Annotated in this window: 12 protein-coding genes; 5 read left to right on the top strand and 7 right to left on the bottom strand. The window is 62.3% G+C overall.

Annotated features, from left to right (window positions below; translation table 11 throughout):
- Positions 1-229: 229 nt before the first annotated feature.
- On the bottom strand, positions 230-1624 hold the full coding sequence (locus ABR989_RS12585; protein WP_428129048.1) for a M28 family peptidase: 1395 nt from the start codon (positions 1622-1624) through the stop codon (positions 230-232).
- A 450-nt stretch (positions 1625-2074) separates the two neighbouring features.
- On the opposite strand from ABR989_RS12585, the gene ABR989_RS12580 reads away from it, so the two are divergent.
- From ABR989_RS12580 to ABR989_RS12560, 5 genes are all read left to right on the top strand, one after another.
- On the top strand, positions 2075-2176 hold the full coding sequence (locus tag ABR989_RS12580) for a DNA cytosine methyltransferase (RefSeq protein ID WP_428129047.1): 102 nt from the start codon (positions 2075-2077) through the stop codon (positions 2174-2176).
- Between the two features lie 13 nt (positions 2177-2189).
- Positions 2190-2321 (top strand): hypothetical protein, encoded by a 132-nt coding sequence (locus ABR989_RS12575; protein WP_428129046.1) that lies wholly within the window; start codon positions 2190-2192, stop codon positions 2319-2321.
- A gap of 38 nt (positions 2322-2359) precedes the next feature.
- The gene (locus tag ABR989_RS12570) at positions 2360-3220 is read left to right on the top strand and encodes a protein NO VEIN domain-containing protein (protein WP_428129045.1); all 861 of its coding nucleotides are present in this window, start codon (positions 2360-2362) and stop codon (positions 3218-3220) included.
- Complete coding sequence (locus ABR989_RS12565) at positions 3217-3492, top strand: hypothetical protein (RefSeq protein ID WP_428129044.1); 276 nt, start codon at positions 3217-3219, stop codon at positions 3490-3492. The genes ABR989_RS12570 and ABR989_RS12565 overlap by 4 nt, the downstream gene beginning before the upstream one ends.
- Positions 3493-3668: 176 nt before the next feature.
- The gene (locus ABR989_RS12560; protein ID WP_428129043.1) at positions 3669-3851 is read left to right on the top strand and encodes a PDDEXK family nuclease; all 183 of its coding nucleotides are present in this window, start codon (positions 3669-3671) and stop codon (positions 3849-3851) included.
- A 463-nt stretch (positions 3852-4314) separates the two neighbouring features.
- Here the strand turns inward: ABR989_RS12560 and ABR989_RS12555 are convergent, their stop codons facing one another.
- From ABR989_RS12555 to ABR989_RS12530, 6 genes are all read right to left on the bottom strand, one after another.
- The gene (locus ABR989_RS12555) at positions 4315-5877 is read right to left on the bottom strand and encodes a hypothetical protein (RefSeq protein ID WP_428129042.1); all 1563 of its coding nucleotides are present in this window, start codon (positions 5875-5877) and stop codon (positions 4315-4317) included.
- Between the two features lie 43 nt (positions 5878-5920).
- Positions 5921-7351, bottom strand: a complete 1431-nt coding sequence (locus ABR989_RS12550) for an amidase (RefSeq protein WP_428129039.1) — start codon at positions 7349-7351, stop codon at positions 5921-5923.
- A 117-nt stretch (positions 7352-7468) separates the two neighbouring features.
- Entirely contained in the window at positions 7469-8167 is a 699-nt protein-coding gene (locus ABR989_RS12545) for a YceI family protein (RefSeq protein WP_428129037.1), read from the bottom strand.
- A 26-nt stretch (positions 8168-8193) separates the two neighbouring features.
- Positions 8194-9921, bottom strand: coding sequence for an ABC transporter permease (locus ABR989_RS12540; protein WP_428129035.1), 1728 nt, complete (start codon positions 9919-9921; stop codon positions 8194-8196).
- 42 nt (positions 9922-9963) lie between these two features.
- Complete coding sequence (locus ABR989_RS12535) at positions 9964-10914, bottom strand: ABC transporter ATP-binding protein (RefSeq protein WP_428129033.1); 951 nt, start codon at positions 10912-10914, stop codon at positions 9964-9966.
- 19 nt (positions 10915-10933) lie between these two features.
- Positions 10934-13366: an efflux RND transporter permease subunit gene (locus tag ABR989_RS12530; RefSeq protein ID WP_428129031.1), complete on the bottom strand. Its 2433-nt coding sequence runs from the start codon at positions 13364-13366 to the stop codon at positions 10934-10936.
- Between the last annotated feature and the right edge of the window lie 23 nt (positions 13367-13389).

The following is a 13389-nucleotide window of genomic DNA, read 5'->3' as shown; positions in this document are numbered from 1 at the left end:
TTGGCACGGCTGGCCAGTATCAAGAAAGGGAAACCCGGCGCGCTGTAATCGGACTTTTCACTCTCCCCTAACCCCTTTTAACAGGCCGTCAGGCCGCATCTTCTCTTTTCTCTTATCACTGGGTGCAGGGGTCACCCCTGCCCAAGGAGGTGCGGAACCCACGGTGGGTTCCGCATACAATTAAGTGATTTCCCCCCTTCCCCACTGCACGCGCGCCGCGCGCGTGCGGTCACCCCTGCCCCTGCCAACGGCCCGCACTCACCCCGTGAGTTGACGCAATGATGCGGATAGCGGCACGGGTGACGGGCGCCAAGCTCGGGCGATGAATCTTGTCGAGCGTGTCGATCGCGTCGAAGAGGTAGAAGGGCGCCGTCAGGAAGTTGACCAGCGGCACGCCGGCAAGATGAAAGGGGCCGCCGTCGGTGGTCGGTGATGGGCCGAAGACTTCGGGCGGCAGGATCAGCGACCGCTCGAGCTGCTCGGCGACGATCGCCTCGCGCACGATAGCCTCGAGCGATGCGAGCCTGCTCGTGAACCACCAGCGCGGCTCCGGATGTCCGGAAGCTGCCAGGCCACCGTCACGCTCGACCATCTCGATGGCGGCGTGCTCGAGATGGACTTCGAGCACCACGCGAGCCAGTTCCGTCCTGTGCCGGTCGATGAACGCGTGTACTCCGGCCCCGCCGGCCATGTGCCCCGCGTTGAGGAGAAAGACCAGGCGATGCGGGCGCTCGGCCGGCGCGATGCGCGACCAGTAGCTGGCCTGCGCCAGGACCATCGATACGCCTGACGCGTCCTCGACGGCGGACGCCCACGGGCCGTCGTGATGGGAGCCGACGATGACGCTGTCGTCGTCGGCGCCCGGGATTTCGCCAACGACGTTATAGCTGGTGATGTCGTGGCGGATCGCGCGGCTGATCAGCGTGACCTGCACGCGACCCGCGTCGCACAGCTGCCGCAGTCGCGCGCCGTCGCTGCCGCTGATCCAGACTCCGGGGATCGCGCGGGCTACGCCATCGTAGGGGACGTAGTACCGGTTCGAGTCGCCGGGGTAATCGCTCAGCACCCCTACGAATCCCACCGCCCCTGCCGCGATCGATGCGTCCATAACTGCCATCAACTGATGGCTGAACGGCAGCACCTGGGTTGCCCCGGCAAGAGTGCCAGCCGGATCGTATCGGCGCCAACTGGTATCGGCTTCGCGTGTCACGGCGCCTGCGAGCATCAGGGGAAGATCCGCCGGAGCACGCATCAGCGGCACATCGACCAGAGCGAGCGCGCCACGGACGGCGCCGGGCGTTTCGTCACGCCACTGGACGAGCGGTGCATCGAGACCGTCACCGTCGGTCGCCGCCGAATGCGGCAGGGAGAAACATGGGATGCGCGACTCGCGGCCATCCGCACGCACGATAATCGCCGACTCGAGCGGCTCCCAGTAAGGCAGCGTCACGGGCTCGAGCCGGACCTGCTCCAGTCCGAATTGGAGGAATTTTTCGCGGCAGAAATTCTCGGTCCATCGATCGGCCGCATACCCGGGCCGCCGCACGCCGCGGGCAAAGACGGTCTCGATCCAATCGAAGATGGTGCGCTCGTCCGGGACGAACGCCTCTTGCAGAGTACTCATTGCACTGACTCTCCCAGACGCGCGCAGAATAGCAAAAGTGAGAACTTAATTGTATGCGAAACCCACCGTGGGTTTCGCGCATCCTTGGGCAGGGGTAACCCCTGCACTCAATATTAAAACAAAGATGCGGCCTGACGGCCTGTTAGAACTTTTTCAGGGGGAAACTGATGTGCTCTGCTGTTGTGTCATTCTAGAGCGAAAGCTGCTGTAGCGAAGAATCCCGGCTCTTGCCTCGCCCGTTATTTCACGGGACGTGCCACGAGCACACGGCGGCCGAGCGCAGCGGGACAAGGTGAGGGTGAATGGCGAAGCGGTCCGCATCAGTGCCGCAGGCAACGGCCCAATCTGCGCCTTGCAATGCCGTGAGCAAAGACGAGAATACAAATCGTGGAGTGGTGGCCGCCAACAAAGATTCTTCCGATCCTCAGGTACAGGGGCACCTAAGAGGCGATGGGATCAGCAAACTTCGCGCAACCGACCTTCATCGACCTGTTCTGCGGAATCGGCGGGACGCGGCTGGCGTTCGAAAGCGCAGGGTGTCGGTGCGTGTGAGGCTTTGTCCGCTATGGCTCTAGAAATCTATTACGAAGATGAAAATGGCGAGCATTGGGTGTGGCCCTGCAAATCGTTGGCCGAAGCCAAAGAGTTCGTGAAGCAGCTTAAACAATTCGGCTGCGTGCCAGTTCACGTCGGATAACGCGCCAAGAGTGTCTTGAAGATCATGACGGGAGAGAAATGGCTTCCAAAGCAAAGTTTGGGACGCATTGGCAGAGCGATGAACTCGATGCGATTGTCGCCGACTATTTCGCCATGCTGGCGGCCAACCTTTCTGGACAGCGGTACGTCAAATCCAGCCACAGCAAGGGCCTCATGGCTCGGATAGGCCGGACGCACCATTCCATCGAATTTAAGTACCAGAACATTTCGGCGGTGTTGGATGAGTTGGGCCTGCCGTGGATTCCCGGCTACAGACCCAAGAGGAACTACCAAAGCGCGATCTTCGATGCGATTGACCGTTACCTCACGAAGCACTCCGATGTTCTCGAATCTGTCCCAATTTCACCGACACCGCCGGCATTGCCAACTGAAATCTTTGTCGCGCCGCCACCGCTCGTATCAGTTCCTGAGCGGATTCCAGAGGGTTTAAAGCGCCTTGTCCGGAAATTTGATCCGGTCGCGCGCGATCATCGCAATCGTTCTCTTGGCAAGGCCGGCGAAGAGTTTGTCTACAATCTTGAGCGCCGACGACTCGCTGCAGTTGGCCGCTCAGACCTAAGCCAGAGGGTGCGATGGGTCGCCGCGGAAGAAGGCGATGGCGCAGGCTATGATGTCCTTTCGTTCAATACGACCGGAGGAGAGCGATTGCTGGAGGTGAAAACCACCAACGGATCCGCGCGCACCCCTTTCTTCCTGACCCGCAATGAGTGTGACGTCGCAAAGGAGCGCCCTGAGGACTGGTGCATCTATCGGGTCCACTTGTTCGCGAGGGAACCGCGTATTTTTACGATTTCGCCGCCGCTGGAACTCAAACTGGATCTCCATGCGGAGTTGTGGCGCGCCTCGTTTTACAGCCGTGCAGAGGAGAAGCGACAATGAGAGAGAAGCAAGCGGGTGACTTCAAATCGGCTGCCGAGGTGGCGCAGCACGTCGAAACACTGGTTGAAGGCTGGGCTTCGGTAATCCGCTGCAAAGCCGAAAGCTTTGGCGGCACTCCGTGCGGCCGGATCGTAATGGTGGTGTTCCGCGATTTCTACCAGCCGTTAATCGGCGATGAGATAGAGGAGTGGGATTCATCGCGGGCGCTGGTGTGCGAAAACTGTGCAACCCGCCTCGGAATGCTGGACCACGGATCCAAGAGGCGCGCATAGCTGGCGTACTCCATCAGATGGGTACCATACCATCCGGGGTTTCAAGCGCGCGTCTTCCACTTTGTCATTCCGAGCGTAGCGAGAAGTCCCGGATTTTTCCGCTGCGTTTCTGAGCGCTGCCGTACCTTCTTACCCTTTCCGAGCCAAATCCGCGCCCGGGATTTCTCGCGCTGAGGATGGCGCTCGAAATGACAAAAGAGGAAGCTTCGCTCGAACTCAAGCTTCAAGCCAACCGCAGGCGCGATCGTACCGTTAACCGGCTGCTTGCTCGCGACGGCTGGGCGGTGGTCAGAATCTGGGAGCACGAGTTGAGGAAGCCAGCGCTGGTTGTAAAAAGGTTGCTGAAGGGTCTGGCTTAGCAGCAAAGCGCGGTCCATACCATCATTCTGAGCGAAAGCTGCTGCGCGCGAATGTTCGCGGATCCGGGGTCCCTCGGCTTCGCTCGGGATGACGGAATCGGAAAGCGCGATTCGTCTTTCGTTCTCCTGAACTAAAAACGTTTCACGTGAAACATTCGTCTCTGGATCCTAGGAAATAACCCCTGTTTCGCAAAATGCGCCGTAATTGCAACGCCATCGGACGCGCGTCGGCCTCGTCCCGCGTGAGGCGAGGCCAGGAAGGAACCGGGTTCCTTCGCTGCGCTCAGGATGACACAAAAAAAGTTCTAACAGGCCGTCAGGCCGCATCTTTTCTTAGCATCGGGTGCAGGGGTCACCCCTGGCCGTTGGCACGGCTGCCAGTATTAAGAGACCGCGCCCGCGGCAGTGGCCGCGCGCGACAACGGAGCGCGGCCTTAACATTGGGTGCAGGGGTCACCCCTGCTTAGTGAAAGCGGTCGTATCCCAGCCAGAGCGTCAGCAGGATAAGCGGCCTGACGATCGGTTCCTCCGCGCTGCCGATTATCCCCTCGATTGAATCGGCCGGGCCGCGTGCTTCCCGGCCCTCATCGCCGGTGTAGCTTGTGTCGGAGACGGGGAAGCCCAGTTCGCGTGCTTGGGCCAGCAGCGTGCGCGTAACGTCGGTGCCGAAATGAGGATTGATGATGAACAGTCCCTCGTCGAGTGGGCTTACGTACTCAACGATGCCCATCTCGTAAGGCGGCGGATCGTAGCCGAGCTGATCCTCGGCAAGCGAGAAGAGGTAGTGCCCTTGCGCGGTCACGCGCGCTTCCATCGTGAGTTGCGTTTCGGGAAAAGACTCGCCCGGCACCGCGGCAAAGAAGAGCGTGCCGATTCGCACCGCGCCCACCAGCGTGCGTATGTTGCTTTTGTTGTCCGCCATATAGGGTTCGCGGTTCGAGCGCATCACGCGATCGACACCGGCCCTTCCGTTGATCATCAGGCCCGCCAGCACAGGATTGTCGGCCGGCTCTTCGAGGATTGTTTCGGCGGTCGCGATCGGGCCGTCGATTTTCACCGCATCCGCCTCCGCTTGGAGGGCGAGCCTGGCGACGGTTGCGCCGTAGCTTTCGGCTGCCAATGGCCCGCGTGCTCCGATCGCGTTCAGATCGGGCTGGGTGCGCCCGACCGAGGCGACCATCACGAGCGCCGTCGAATCGGGATTGGCCTTCTCGACGGCTCCCACAGCCGCGGCGGGCCAATCGGGCGAGATCAGCGTATTGTCCTTGCCAAGCGCGGTGACATGCGCGCTGAAGTTGATCAGCGTCGCGAACGGCGCGCCGTCGGAACCCTTGGCGAACAGCACGCGCAGCTTGGTGTCGAGCGGATACCCGGGGAGGATGCTTCTCAGGAGATGGGACGGCGCGGTATCGATTTCGCCGGAGTACAGCGATGCCGGCCGTTCGGCGCGGATGGCAGATTCGATTGCGGCGACTGTCTGATCGGCAACGAACTTCAAGTATTCCGCTGGTACGCCACCCCATACTCCAATGTCGTCGGGTCCGGAATGATCGTGCGTGCTGGCGATGATCATGGCGCCTTCGGGAATGCCTGTGTCTTTCGACACGCGCCGGCGGATGTCCGCAGAGCCATACGGTGCGTCGTCCCCCTGGTAGGCGAGAAAATGCCCTTGCGTGTCGATCGCGCAGAAAACCACGGTCCGTTCACCGCGCGAGATCGCGATTGCACGCGCGTAGATGGGGCTCCGGACCCCGGTCGATCGCCTGACAGGACCGAAGCCGTAACCCCCGAGATAGACCGGCGAGGTCGGCGTGATTTCGCGCTTGGATGCGCCCACGCAATATTCGCCGCTCGATTCGGAGGCCGAACAGGCGGCCGTCGTCGCCGCCCCCGCAACCGGCTTGGACGCGCCGAACCAAAGCACGCATGCAGCGGCGGCCAGAATCGCCCGATGAATCTTTGGCGATGCGCGCACCATCTCGGCGGGAAGCTCCCTGCTGGTTCCGAGTTCGGATCGTAATTTCAACGCGTCAGATCTTTCCGACCCGGCCGCGCGCGTATCTGAACATTCAATCCCAAACCGGCGGCTTACGACCGATCCACGGCTGTGCCTGTTCGAGCTGGCCCGCGAGCTGGATCAGCGTCGCTTCGTCGCCGTAGCGCCCACCGAACATCGCTCCGATTGGCAAGCCCTCGCGATTCCAATAGAGCGGCAGCGAGATCGCCGGTTGCCCGGTGATGTTGTACACGGGGCATGGAATCGCAAAGTTCGCAATCTCGTCGAGCAGCTTCGTGGCCGGACTCATGAAGTCGATAGTGCCGATCCGCAGCGGCGGCTGACCCAAAGTGGGCGTCAGGAACAGATCGTGTGATTCGAAGAATGTCGCAAACTGACGCGCGGCCTGTTGGAGCATCGCCTGCGCAATCAGATATTGCGACGCCGACACCTGCCTCCCGCGCTCGTACAGGTTCCACGTGAAGGTCTCGAACTTGTCGGGCGTCGGCTCGGCGCCGGTCAGCATGCGCGTCGCCTCGATGGAGAGCGCCACTCCCGCCGCATAAACGGTTTCGAAGAGCTGCGCGAGCATCTGGTAATTGAGTTGCGGCACCGCCTCTTCGACCTCGTGTCCGAGTTCCGCGCACAGCTTTGCCGCTCGCTGTGTGGCCTCGATGCAGTCCGGATGAATGGCGCCGCCCAGCGGATTCACGGCCGAGAACGCGATTCGAAGCCGCTTGGGCGGCGTCGACGCTTCCTGCAGATAGGGGCGGATAGGCGGCGACGGGAAGTATGGATCGCCAGGCATCGGACCCGCGGTTGCGTCGAGTGCCGCCGCGCTGTCGCGGACGGTTCTGGTCAACACATGCTCGACCGCCAAGCCGCCGAGAACGTCGCCGAGAGTCGGCGCGAGCGAGATACGTCCGCGCGTCGGCTTGAGTCCGACCAATCCGCAGCACGCTGCGGGGATTCGAATCGAGCCGCCGCCGTCGTTGCCGTGCGCGACCGGCACGATTCCTGCCGCGACCGCCGCGGCTGAGCCGCCGCTGGATCCGCCCGGCGTACGCTCGAGGTTCCACGGGTTATGCGCCGGCCCGTAAAGACGCGATTCGGTTACGGGGGGAATTCCCAATTCAGGCGCGTTGGTCTTGGCGAACGGGATGAAGCCCGCGCGCTTGTAGCGGGCTACCACCTCCGAGTCCGCCGGCATCGGCGTGGCCGGAATGAACGCGCACGCCGAGCGCGTCGGCATTCCGGCGCAGTCGCCCAGAATGTCCTTGAGCAGCATCGGCACGCCCGCGAACGGCACAGCACCGGCCTCGTGCGTACGCGCCGTGGCGCGCGCGCGATCGTAATCCTTGAAAACGATCGCATTGAGCTTCGCGTTGTGTTTTTCCGCGCGCGCAATAGCCGCGTCCATCAGCTCGGCCGGCGTAATCTTGCGCTCGCGCACCATGCGGCCCAGGGCCAGGCCGTCGAAGGAAGCGTATTCGTTGAATGACATGTGACGCTGCAGGCTCCTTTCCCTCTCTCGCTGCTGAGAACTCCCGGTACGTTGGGAAACCTAGCATCTTTGCGATTGGCTGCCATAGCGCCGCCCGCTGGTGGCTGCCGAAAACCATTAGTAAGTTGCCTGCGAAGGCGCAGTCGCCGCGGCGGGCGAGGCGCCCGGAGCGGGCGTTGCGGCATTGACCGCGACGATGTGAAAGCGAACCGTCGCCTCATCGCCGGCCAGAATCGCGCCAAACAGAACGCCGGGGACCTTGACGCCGAACTCCTCATAATTGAACTTCACTTCGCCGTCGCCGGTGAAGACGCCATCTGCGCCGAGCGTCGCATGAACAGACATGGTCATGGCATGCGCTTCGCCGTGAAGGGTAAGGAAGCCGGATACTATCGCGGTGCCTTCGTGGCCACTGGTCATCACGACGCCGACGACACTGTTGCTCTCGAATCCGATGGTGGGAAATTTGTCCGCCTCGAGCGATTTTTCGGTGACGGCTCGATCGCGCGACGCATTATCGCTGCGATAGCTGGTCGCGTCGATCAGTATCCTCGCCTTCGCGCTGGCCGGGATGTTGGCGGGATCGGCGCTCACCGCGCCGTCGATTATGCGAAACGTCCCGGTGGCGCTGCCGCGGATGAAGGCGGCCGGTTCCGCGACCGACACGCTTACCGTGCTGCGGTCAACGTCCATCTTGAATCGCATCGTGGCTGCGCCGGCAGCGCACGGTCCGAAAGCAATCAGCGCGAATGCGCCGGCCATCGCAATCAGTGCGTGCGTGAGGACGGCGTGAAACTCAGTTGCGGATTTTTTCAATTGGCAAGTGCTCCATTTTAGTGCGATCAGCCGAAACGCCGACGCGCGATTGCGATGCCTACCACAGTGTAGATAATTCCGAATCCGAAGTTGACCGCGGCCGGAACCAGCGCGCTCGACGCGGCGAGGTTGCGGATCATCAAATCGTTAAAGGCGCGCATCGCCCACGTGGTCGGCAGCGCGAGGGCGAGCTGCTGCATCCAGGCGGGTTCGAAATCGATCGGCCACCAGCATCCGCCGATCGCCGCCATTGTCATGATCACAATTGCGCCCACGGGCAGAACGGCGTCGCGCGTCCGCCCCACTCCGGCAACGACCAATCCGAACGCCGCGCCCGCGAAAGCGATCGCCGCGGCGGGCATCATCAGCGCGGCCGGCGTGCGGCCGAGCGAAATTCCGAACAGCGCGTATCCGGCGGCGAACAGCACCGCCATCTGGATGAAGCCGACCACGAAGCGGGCAAGCAACATTCCGCTGAGCGTAGTCCACAGCGGCGCCGACGCCGAGCGCAGGCGTTCGAGCGTGCCCCAATCGTGCTCGTCGATCAGCGCCAACGACACGCCCATCAACATTCCGATCAAAAGAAAGGTCACGGCGAAACCCGGCACCTGGAGATCGAACGCGTTGAATCCCGCGACCGCACCGATTTCCCGGCCGGCCAGATCGACCTCGGTGTAGCCGAGCGTGCCGGGAATCGCGCGGCTCGAATCGATTCGAGGCAGGACAGGAATGTTGACGGGCGGGATTTTTGGCATCGCCGGCAGCTCGGGCAGATTAAGATCGATCGGCGCAACCGTGAGCGCGCTTTCGAGCCTGGCCCGGGCATCCTTGATCTCCGCGCCGGCTTCGAGCTTGATTGCGCCGAGATCCAGATCGGCCGGCAGAGTCGGGATGGCCGGCGGCGGCGGGATGTCGGCGGCGTGGCTGCCGGCAAGCTGCTTGAGTTGGCCGAACCAGGTCTCGAACTGGGCGTGCGCGATGTCGAGGCGCTTCAAATAATCCTCGAGCTCATTGAGTTTCGCCTGCTGCGCGGCGGCGTCGGCGTCGATCTTGCGCTGGATCCGATTCAACTCGGCGTCGAGCGCGGCTTTGGTTTTATCGCGCGCGTTGGTCAAAGCAGCCTCGAACTGCGCGCGAATCCGCGCCGCGAGCGCAGCGCGCGATGCAGCAGCCGCGGCGGCGAGGCGCGCGGCTCCGGCGCGGGCTTGCGCGACGGACTCGCGCGCTTGCTCGATCTGACGGGTCAAGTTGCGAGTTTGTTCGGCGGCCTGTATCCGCGCCTCGGCGGCGGCGCCGGCGCTGATTTTCCGGCACAACTCCGAAAGCGTCAGCTCGATCTCCGTGGTCTGCAGGTACTTGACCGGGTCGGTATAGAGAATGAGCTGCGCGCCGCGGCCGTGTCCGATCGCGTCGGTTGTTCCGGGAGGAATGACTATTCCGACCACCGCCAAGTTTCGCTCGCGGACGGTCTGCTGAGCGTCGAGGCGGCTCGAAGAATGAATGAGGGAGAGCTCGGGCCGATGCGCGATTGCGTCGAGGATCGCGCGCGCGACAGCGCCGTGGTCTTCGTCGAGAATGGCCACCGAGTATTCGCCGCGCGGAGCGGTTCGACCGCCAAAAATTTTCGCCAGCGAAAAACCGGCGGCAGCGATGACGGCGATAGGCGCGACCAGCAGCATGAACAAGCCGATGCGGTCGCGCCGGATGAGCAGGAATTCCTTGCCGATCGTCAGCCACACCGCGCGCAGCATCATCGCCTCAAGCAACCCGGCCGTTGGTCGTGGGACGCATCATGTTCATGGCGTATCGCGAAGCGCGCGGCCGGTGAGTTTCAGGAAAGCGTCCTGGAGATTGGGACGATGGACGTGGAACTCGACGACCTCGCCGCCAATCTCGCCGGCGCGGCGAATCACGTCGGGCACCTGGTCGAGCGTGCGCAGCGTGAGCGCAGCCGCGAAGCCGTCGAGGGCATCCCCCGGCAGTTCGCCGACGCCCGCGATCCCATTGGACCATCCGGGCAGCAGCGCTTTTTTGGTCAAGATTTCGATCCGCGGTTCGGTTCCCGCCAATGCGATCAGTTCCCGGTCGGTGCCCTGCGCAACTATTTTCCCGTGATCGATCAGCACGATTCGGTTGCATAGCCGTTCTGCTTCTTCCATGTAGTGCGTGCTGTAGAGGATCGCGCCGCCGGCTTGCGCGGCCGCCTCGACGATCGCGAAGATCCGCCCGCGCGATTGCGGATCGACGCCGACGGTCGGCTCGTCGAGCATGAGCGCCGCCGGAAAGTGCACCATTGCGCACGCGATGTTCAGCCGGCGCATCATGCCGCCGGAAAATTCGTTTACCACGTCGTCAGCGCGATCGCCCAGCCCGACTTCCTCGAGCAAAGTGCGGGCGTGGCTCAAAGCGTCGCGCGAGGCCATCCCCTCCATCCGTCCAAAGAACACGAGGTTTTCAAGCGCGGTGAGCGTGGGGTAAAGAGCGAGCGATTGCGGCACCAGGCCCAGCCTCTGGCGCGCCAGGCGCGGCGCGGTGGCGAGATCGTAAGAGCCAATCGAGGCGCGGCCGGAGTCCGGAGCGATCACGCCCGACAGAATCAAGAGCGCGGTGGTCTTGCCGGCGCCGTTGGGACCGAGCAGGCCGACGATCTCGCCTGCGTTGACGGTAAACGACACGCCGTCGAGCGCGACGCGGTGGCCGTAACGCTTGCGCAGACCTTCGGCGCGGATCATGGGGCCTGAGTTCATCGATAATGAACCACGGGTTTCATCGCGGGCGCCCAATCAGATTATTCATGAGAGTTGTTGATGATGAAGATGCGGCCGGCGTGCGGCTTTCCAGGTCGGGGCGCCTCGATGCGACTGCGCGTTCCTTCTCGCGGCGGATGAAGGCGGGATCGAAAGTCACGATCAAGACGGGCAGAATGGTCATCGCACCAAGCATCGAAACGAACATCCAGACCGCCAGCAGCAGGCCCATCTCGGCGTCGAAGCGGATGCTCGACCAGTACCAGAACAGAACCGACGCGACCAGCGTCAGCGCGGTGAATGCGACGGCCTTTCCCGAGGTGATCAAAGCAGTATAGGTACTGCGCTTGAGATCGCAGCCCAGGGCGAGTTCTTCGATAATCCGGCTTACTATGTAGATGGAATAGTCAATCCCAAATCCGACGCCGACAGTGACTACCGGCAGAGTATTAATGTTGATACCGATGTTATGTGCGCCCATGTAGGCATTAATAGCAGCGTTGGCGAGCGCCAGGGGGAATAGCAAATAGAGTCCCGCCATGAACGAGCGATAGGTTATGAGTATTATTATGTAGATAGTGGCGAACGCGAGTACGTTCAGCAAAAGATCATTGTCGATGATTTCCTGATTGGCGGCGGCGAGCTCGCCGATTATTCCGGCGGCGAGCGAAAACGTCACGCCGGGCACGCGATGCTTGGGCTCGTCGAAGAATCGCTGGGTGCGCAACACGATTCGTTGGACGTTTTCGCCCTCGCGATCCTTGGAATACACCGTCATCTGGGTGGCGTCGCGCCGTGGCGTGATGATGTAGGCGGTCGACAGCGGAGACGCGCCGGCCAGCAATCCGCCGAGCAGCTGTCCGGTTTCGCGCGTGGTGGTCGGCAGCACGTTCCACTTGGGCTGGAATTCCCTGAGCGCGGAGCCGCCGTTCGACAGCAGATCGGCAACCGAGAATGTGCGCCCAACCGCCGGATCGCGCTCCATGTAGCGCTCGTACTCGTCCATGACGTGGTACAGCTTGGGATCGTTGAGCGATTCGCGCCGGGCGAGCTCCGCTACAACGACGAACTGCTCAATCGCGCCAAACTCGCTCTGGATGGCGGCCATCGAGCGGTTATACGCCGAGTCGGGCCACAAAATGGGCGATTCAGACGACGGGTCGCCGACCCTGAGTCCGGACCAGAAGAACGCGCACATCGCGATCGCCGCGATCGTGGCGGCGAACGCGGCGATGCGGCCCGATCTTTCCAGCATCGGCCTTGCGATCGACTGCAGCATTCGTTTGAAGAAGCCATGCTCGCGGCGCTCGATCACGTCGATGCGCGGCGGGTCGAGGTAGTAGTACACGATCGGATTGAGTATCAGCTCGCTCACGATGATCGCGGCGATCCAGAAGCTCGCGGTGATCGCGAGTTTCTGCAGAAACAGAACCGGCACGAGCAGGATGATGAGCACGCCGAACGCATCGGCCAGAATTCCCGACAGCGACGGAACGAACAGCTCGGAAAACGACGACAGGATGGCCCTTTCCTTGTCGCGCAGGCGGTAAAACTCTTCGTAGTACCGATCGTGCATCTGCACTGAATGGCTGACGGCGCGCGCGGTTATCAGGAACGGGATGACGAGCACCAGCGGATCGAGTCCGAAGCCGAGCAGCCGGATGAAGCCGAGGCCCCAGATGGCGCAAATCACGCCGGAGATCGTCGGGCGCAGCGCACCGCGCCAATCGCTGAAATAAAGATAGAGCAGGGTCCAGACGGCGAGCACCGTGGCGACAAAAATCCAGAGAAATTCCGGCGTGTAGTGATACACCCATCCGTACAGGATCGGCTGTCCGCCGTAGTAGATATGCACCGACGCGTCGCGCTCCGGGTCCACCACGATACGCCGAATCTCGTCGAAGATGCGCGTGTAGTCGAGTCGCGTCTCGAGGAAGCTGCCCTCGATCACCGCCGCCTTGTCGTCGAGCGAGACGAAGCGGCCGAAAATCACGCCGGGATTTTTGTGGACGTTGCTCTCGAGTTCTTCCAGCTCGCCGGCGGTCTTGGGAACGTCGCCGTTGGGCAGCACGGGGGTATTGAGAATCACGCCGCCGGCCAGCGGGCGGAAATAGCTGGAAGTCGCGATCGAGCGCACCGAGCCGTGCTGGATGCCGTAAACGAGATCGATGTCGCGCGTCATCCGGACTATTTTGCCGATGATCGCGGTGTTGTAGATCGTCCCCTCTTTCGCCTCGATCATGATCGTGACGTTGTTGACGCTGCCGAAGTACTGGTCGTACTTGTGCGCGACCTGGATGAACGGATGGTTCTGCGGAAGCAGTTCGCCGAAGCTCGTAACGAGTTGGGTTTGCGCCGCGAAGTAGCCGAAGAATACGGTGAGCGCGCCGACGACGCCCAACACGATGAAGCGCCGGCGCAGAATCCATTCACCAAAACGATACCAGGTCATTGCGTTGTCCGCAGTCCCCGTGC

It is taken from the genome of Binatus soli (SeqCode), assembly GCF_050015535.1.
GTDB lineage: Bacteria > Desulfobacterota > Binatia > Binatales > Binataceae > Binatus > Binatus soli.
This window is presented reverse-complemented; position numbering and strand designations above follow the sequence as displayed.

Bases quoted from the DNA above. Each gene is read 5' to 3' on its own strand.
- ABR989_RS12565 (WP_428129044.1), top strand. From the start codon at position 3,217: ATGAGAGAGAAGCAAGCGGGTGACTTCAAATCGGCTGCCGAGGTGGCG.
- ABR989_RS12550 (WP_428129039.1), bottom strand. From the start codon at position 7,351: ATGTCATTCAACGAATACGCTTCCTTCGACGGCCTGGCCCTGGGCCGC.
- ABR989_RS12560 (WP_428129043.1), top strand. From the start codon at position 3,669: ATGGCGCTCGAAATGACAAAAGAGGAAGCTTCGCTCGAACTCAAGCTT.
- ABR989_RS12585 (WP_428129048.1), bottom strand. From the start codon at position 1,624: ATGAGTACTCTGCAAGAGGCGTTCGTCCCGGACGAGCGCACCATCTTC.
- ABR989_RS12570 (WP_428129045.1), top strand. From the start codon at position 2,360: ATGGCTTCCAAAGCAAAGTTTGGGACGCATTGGCAGAGCGATGAACTC.
- ABR989_RS12540 (WP_428129035.1), bottom strand. From the start codon at position 9,921: ATGATGCTGCGCGCGGTGTGGCTGACGATCGGCAAGGAATTCCTGCTC.
- ABR989_RS12535 (WP_428129033.1), bottom strand. From the start codon at position 10,914: ATGAACTCAGGCCCCATGATCCGCGCCGAAGGTCTGCGCAAGCGTTAC.
- ABR989_RS12580 (WP_428129047.1), top strand. From the start codon at position 2,075: ATGGGATCAGCAAACTTCGCGCAACCGACCTTCATCGACCTGTTCTGC.
- ABR989_RS12530 (WP_428129031.1), bottom strand. From the start codon at position 13,366: ATGACCTGGTATCGTTTTGGTGAATGGATTCTGCGCCGGCGCTTCATC.
- ABR989_RS12575 (WP_428129046.1), top strand. From the start codon at position 2,190: ATGGCTCTAGAAATCTATTACGAAGATGAAAATGGCGAGCATTGGGTG.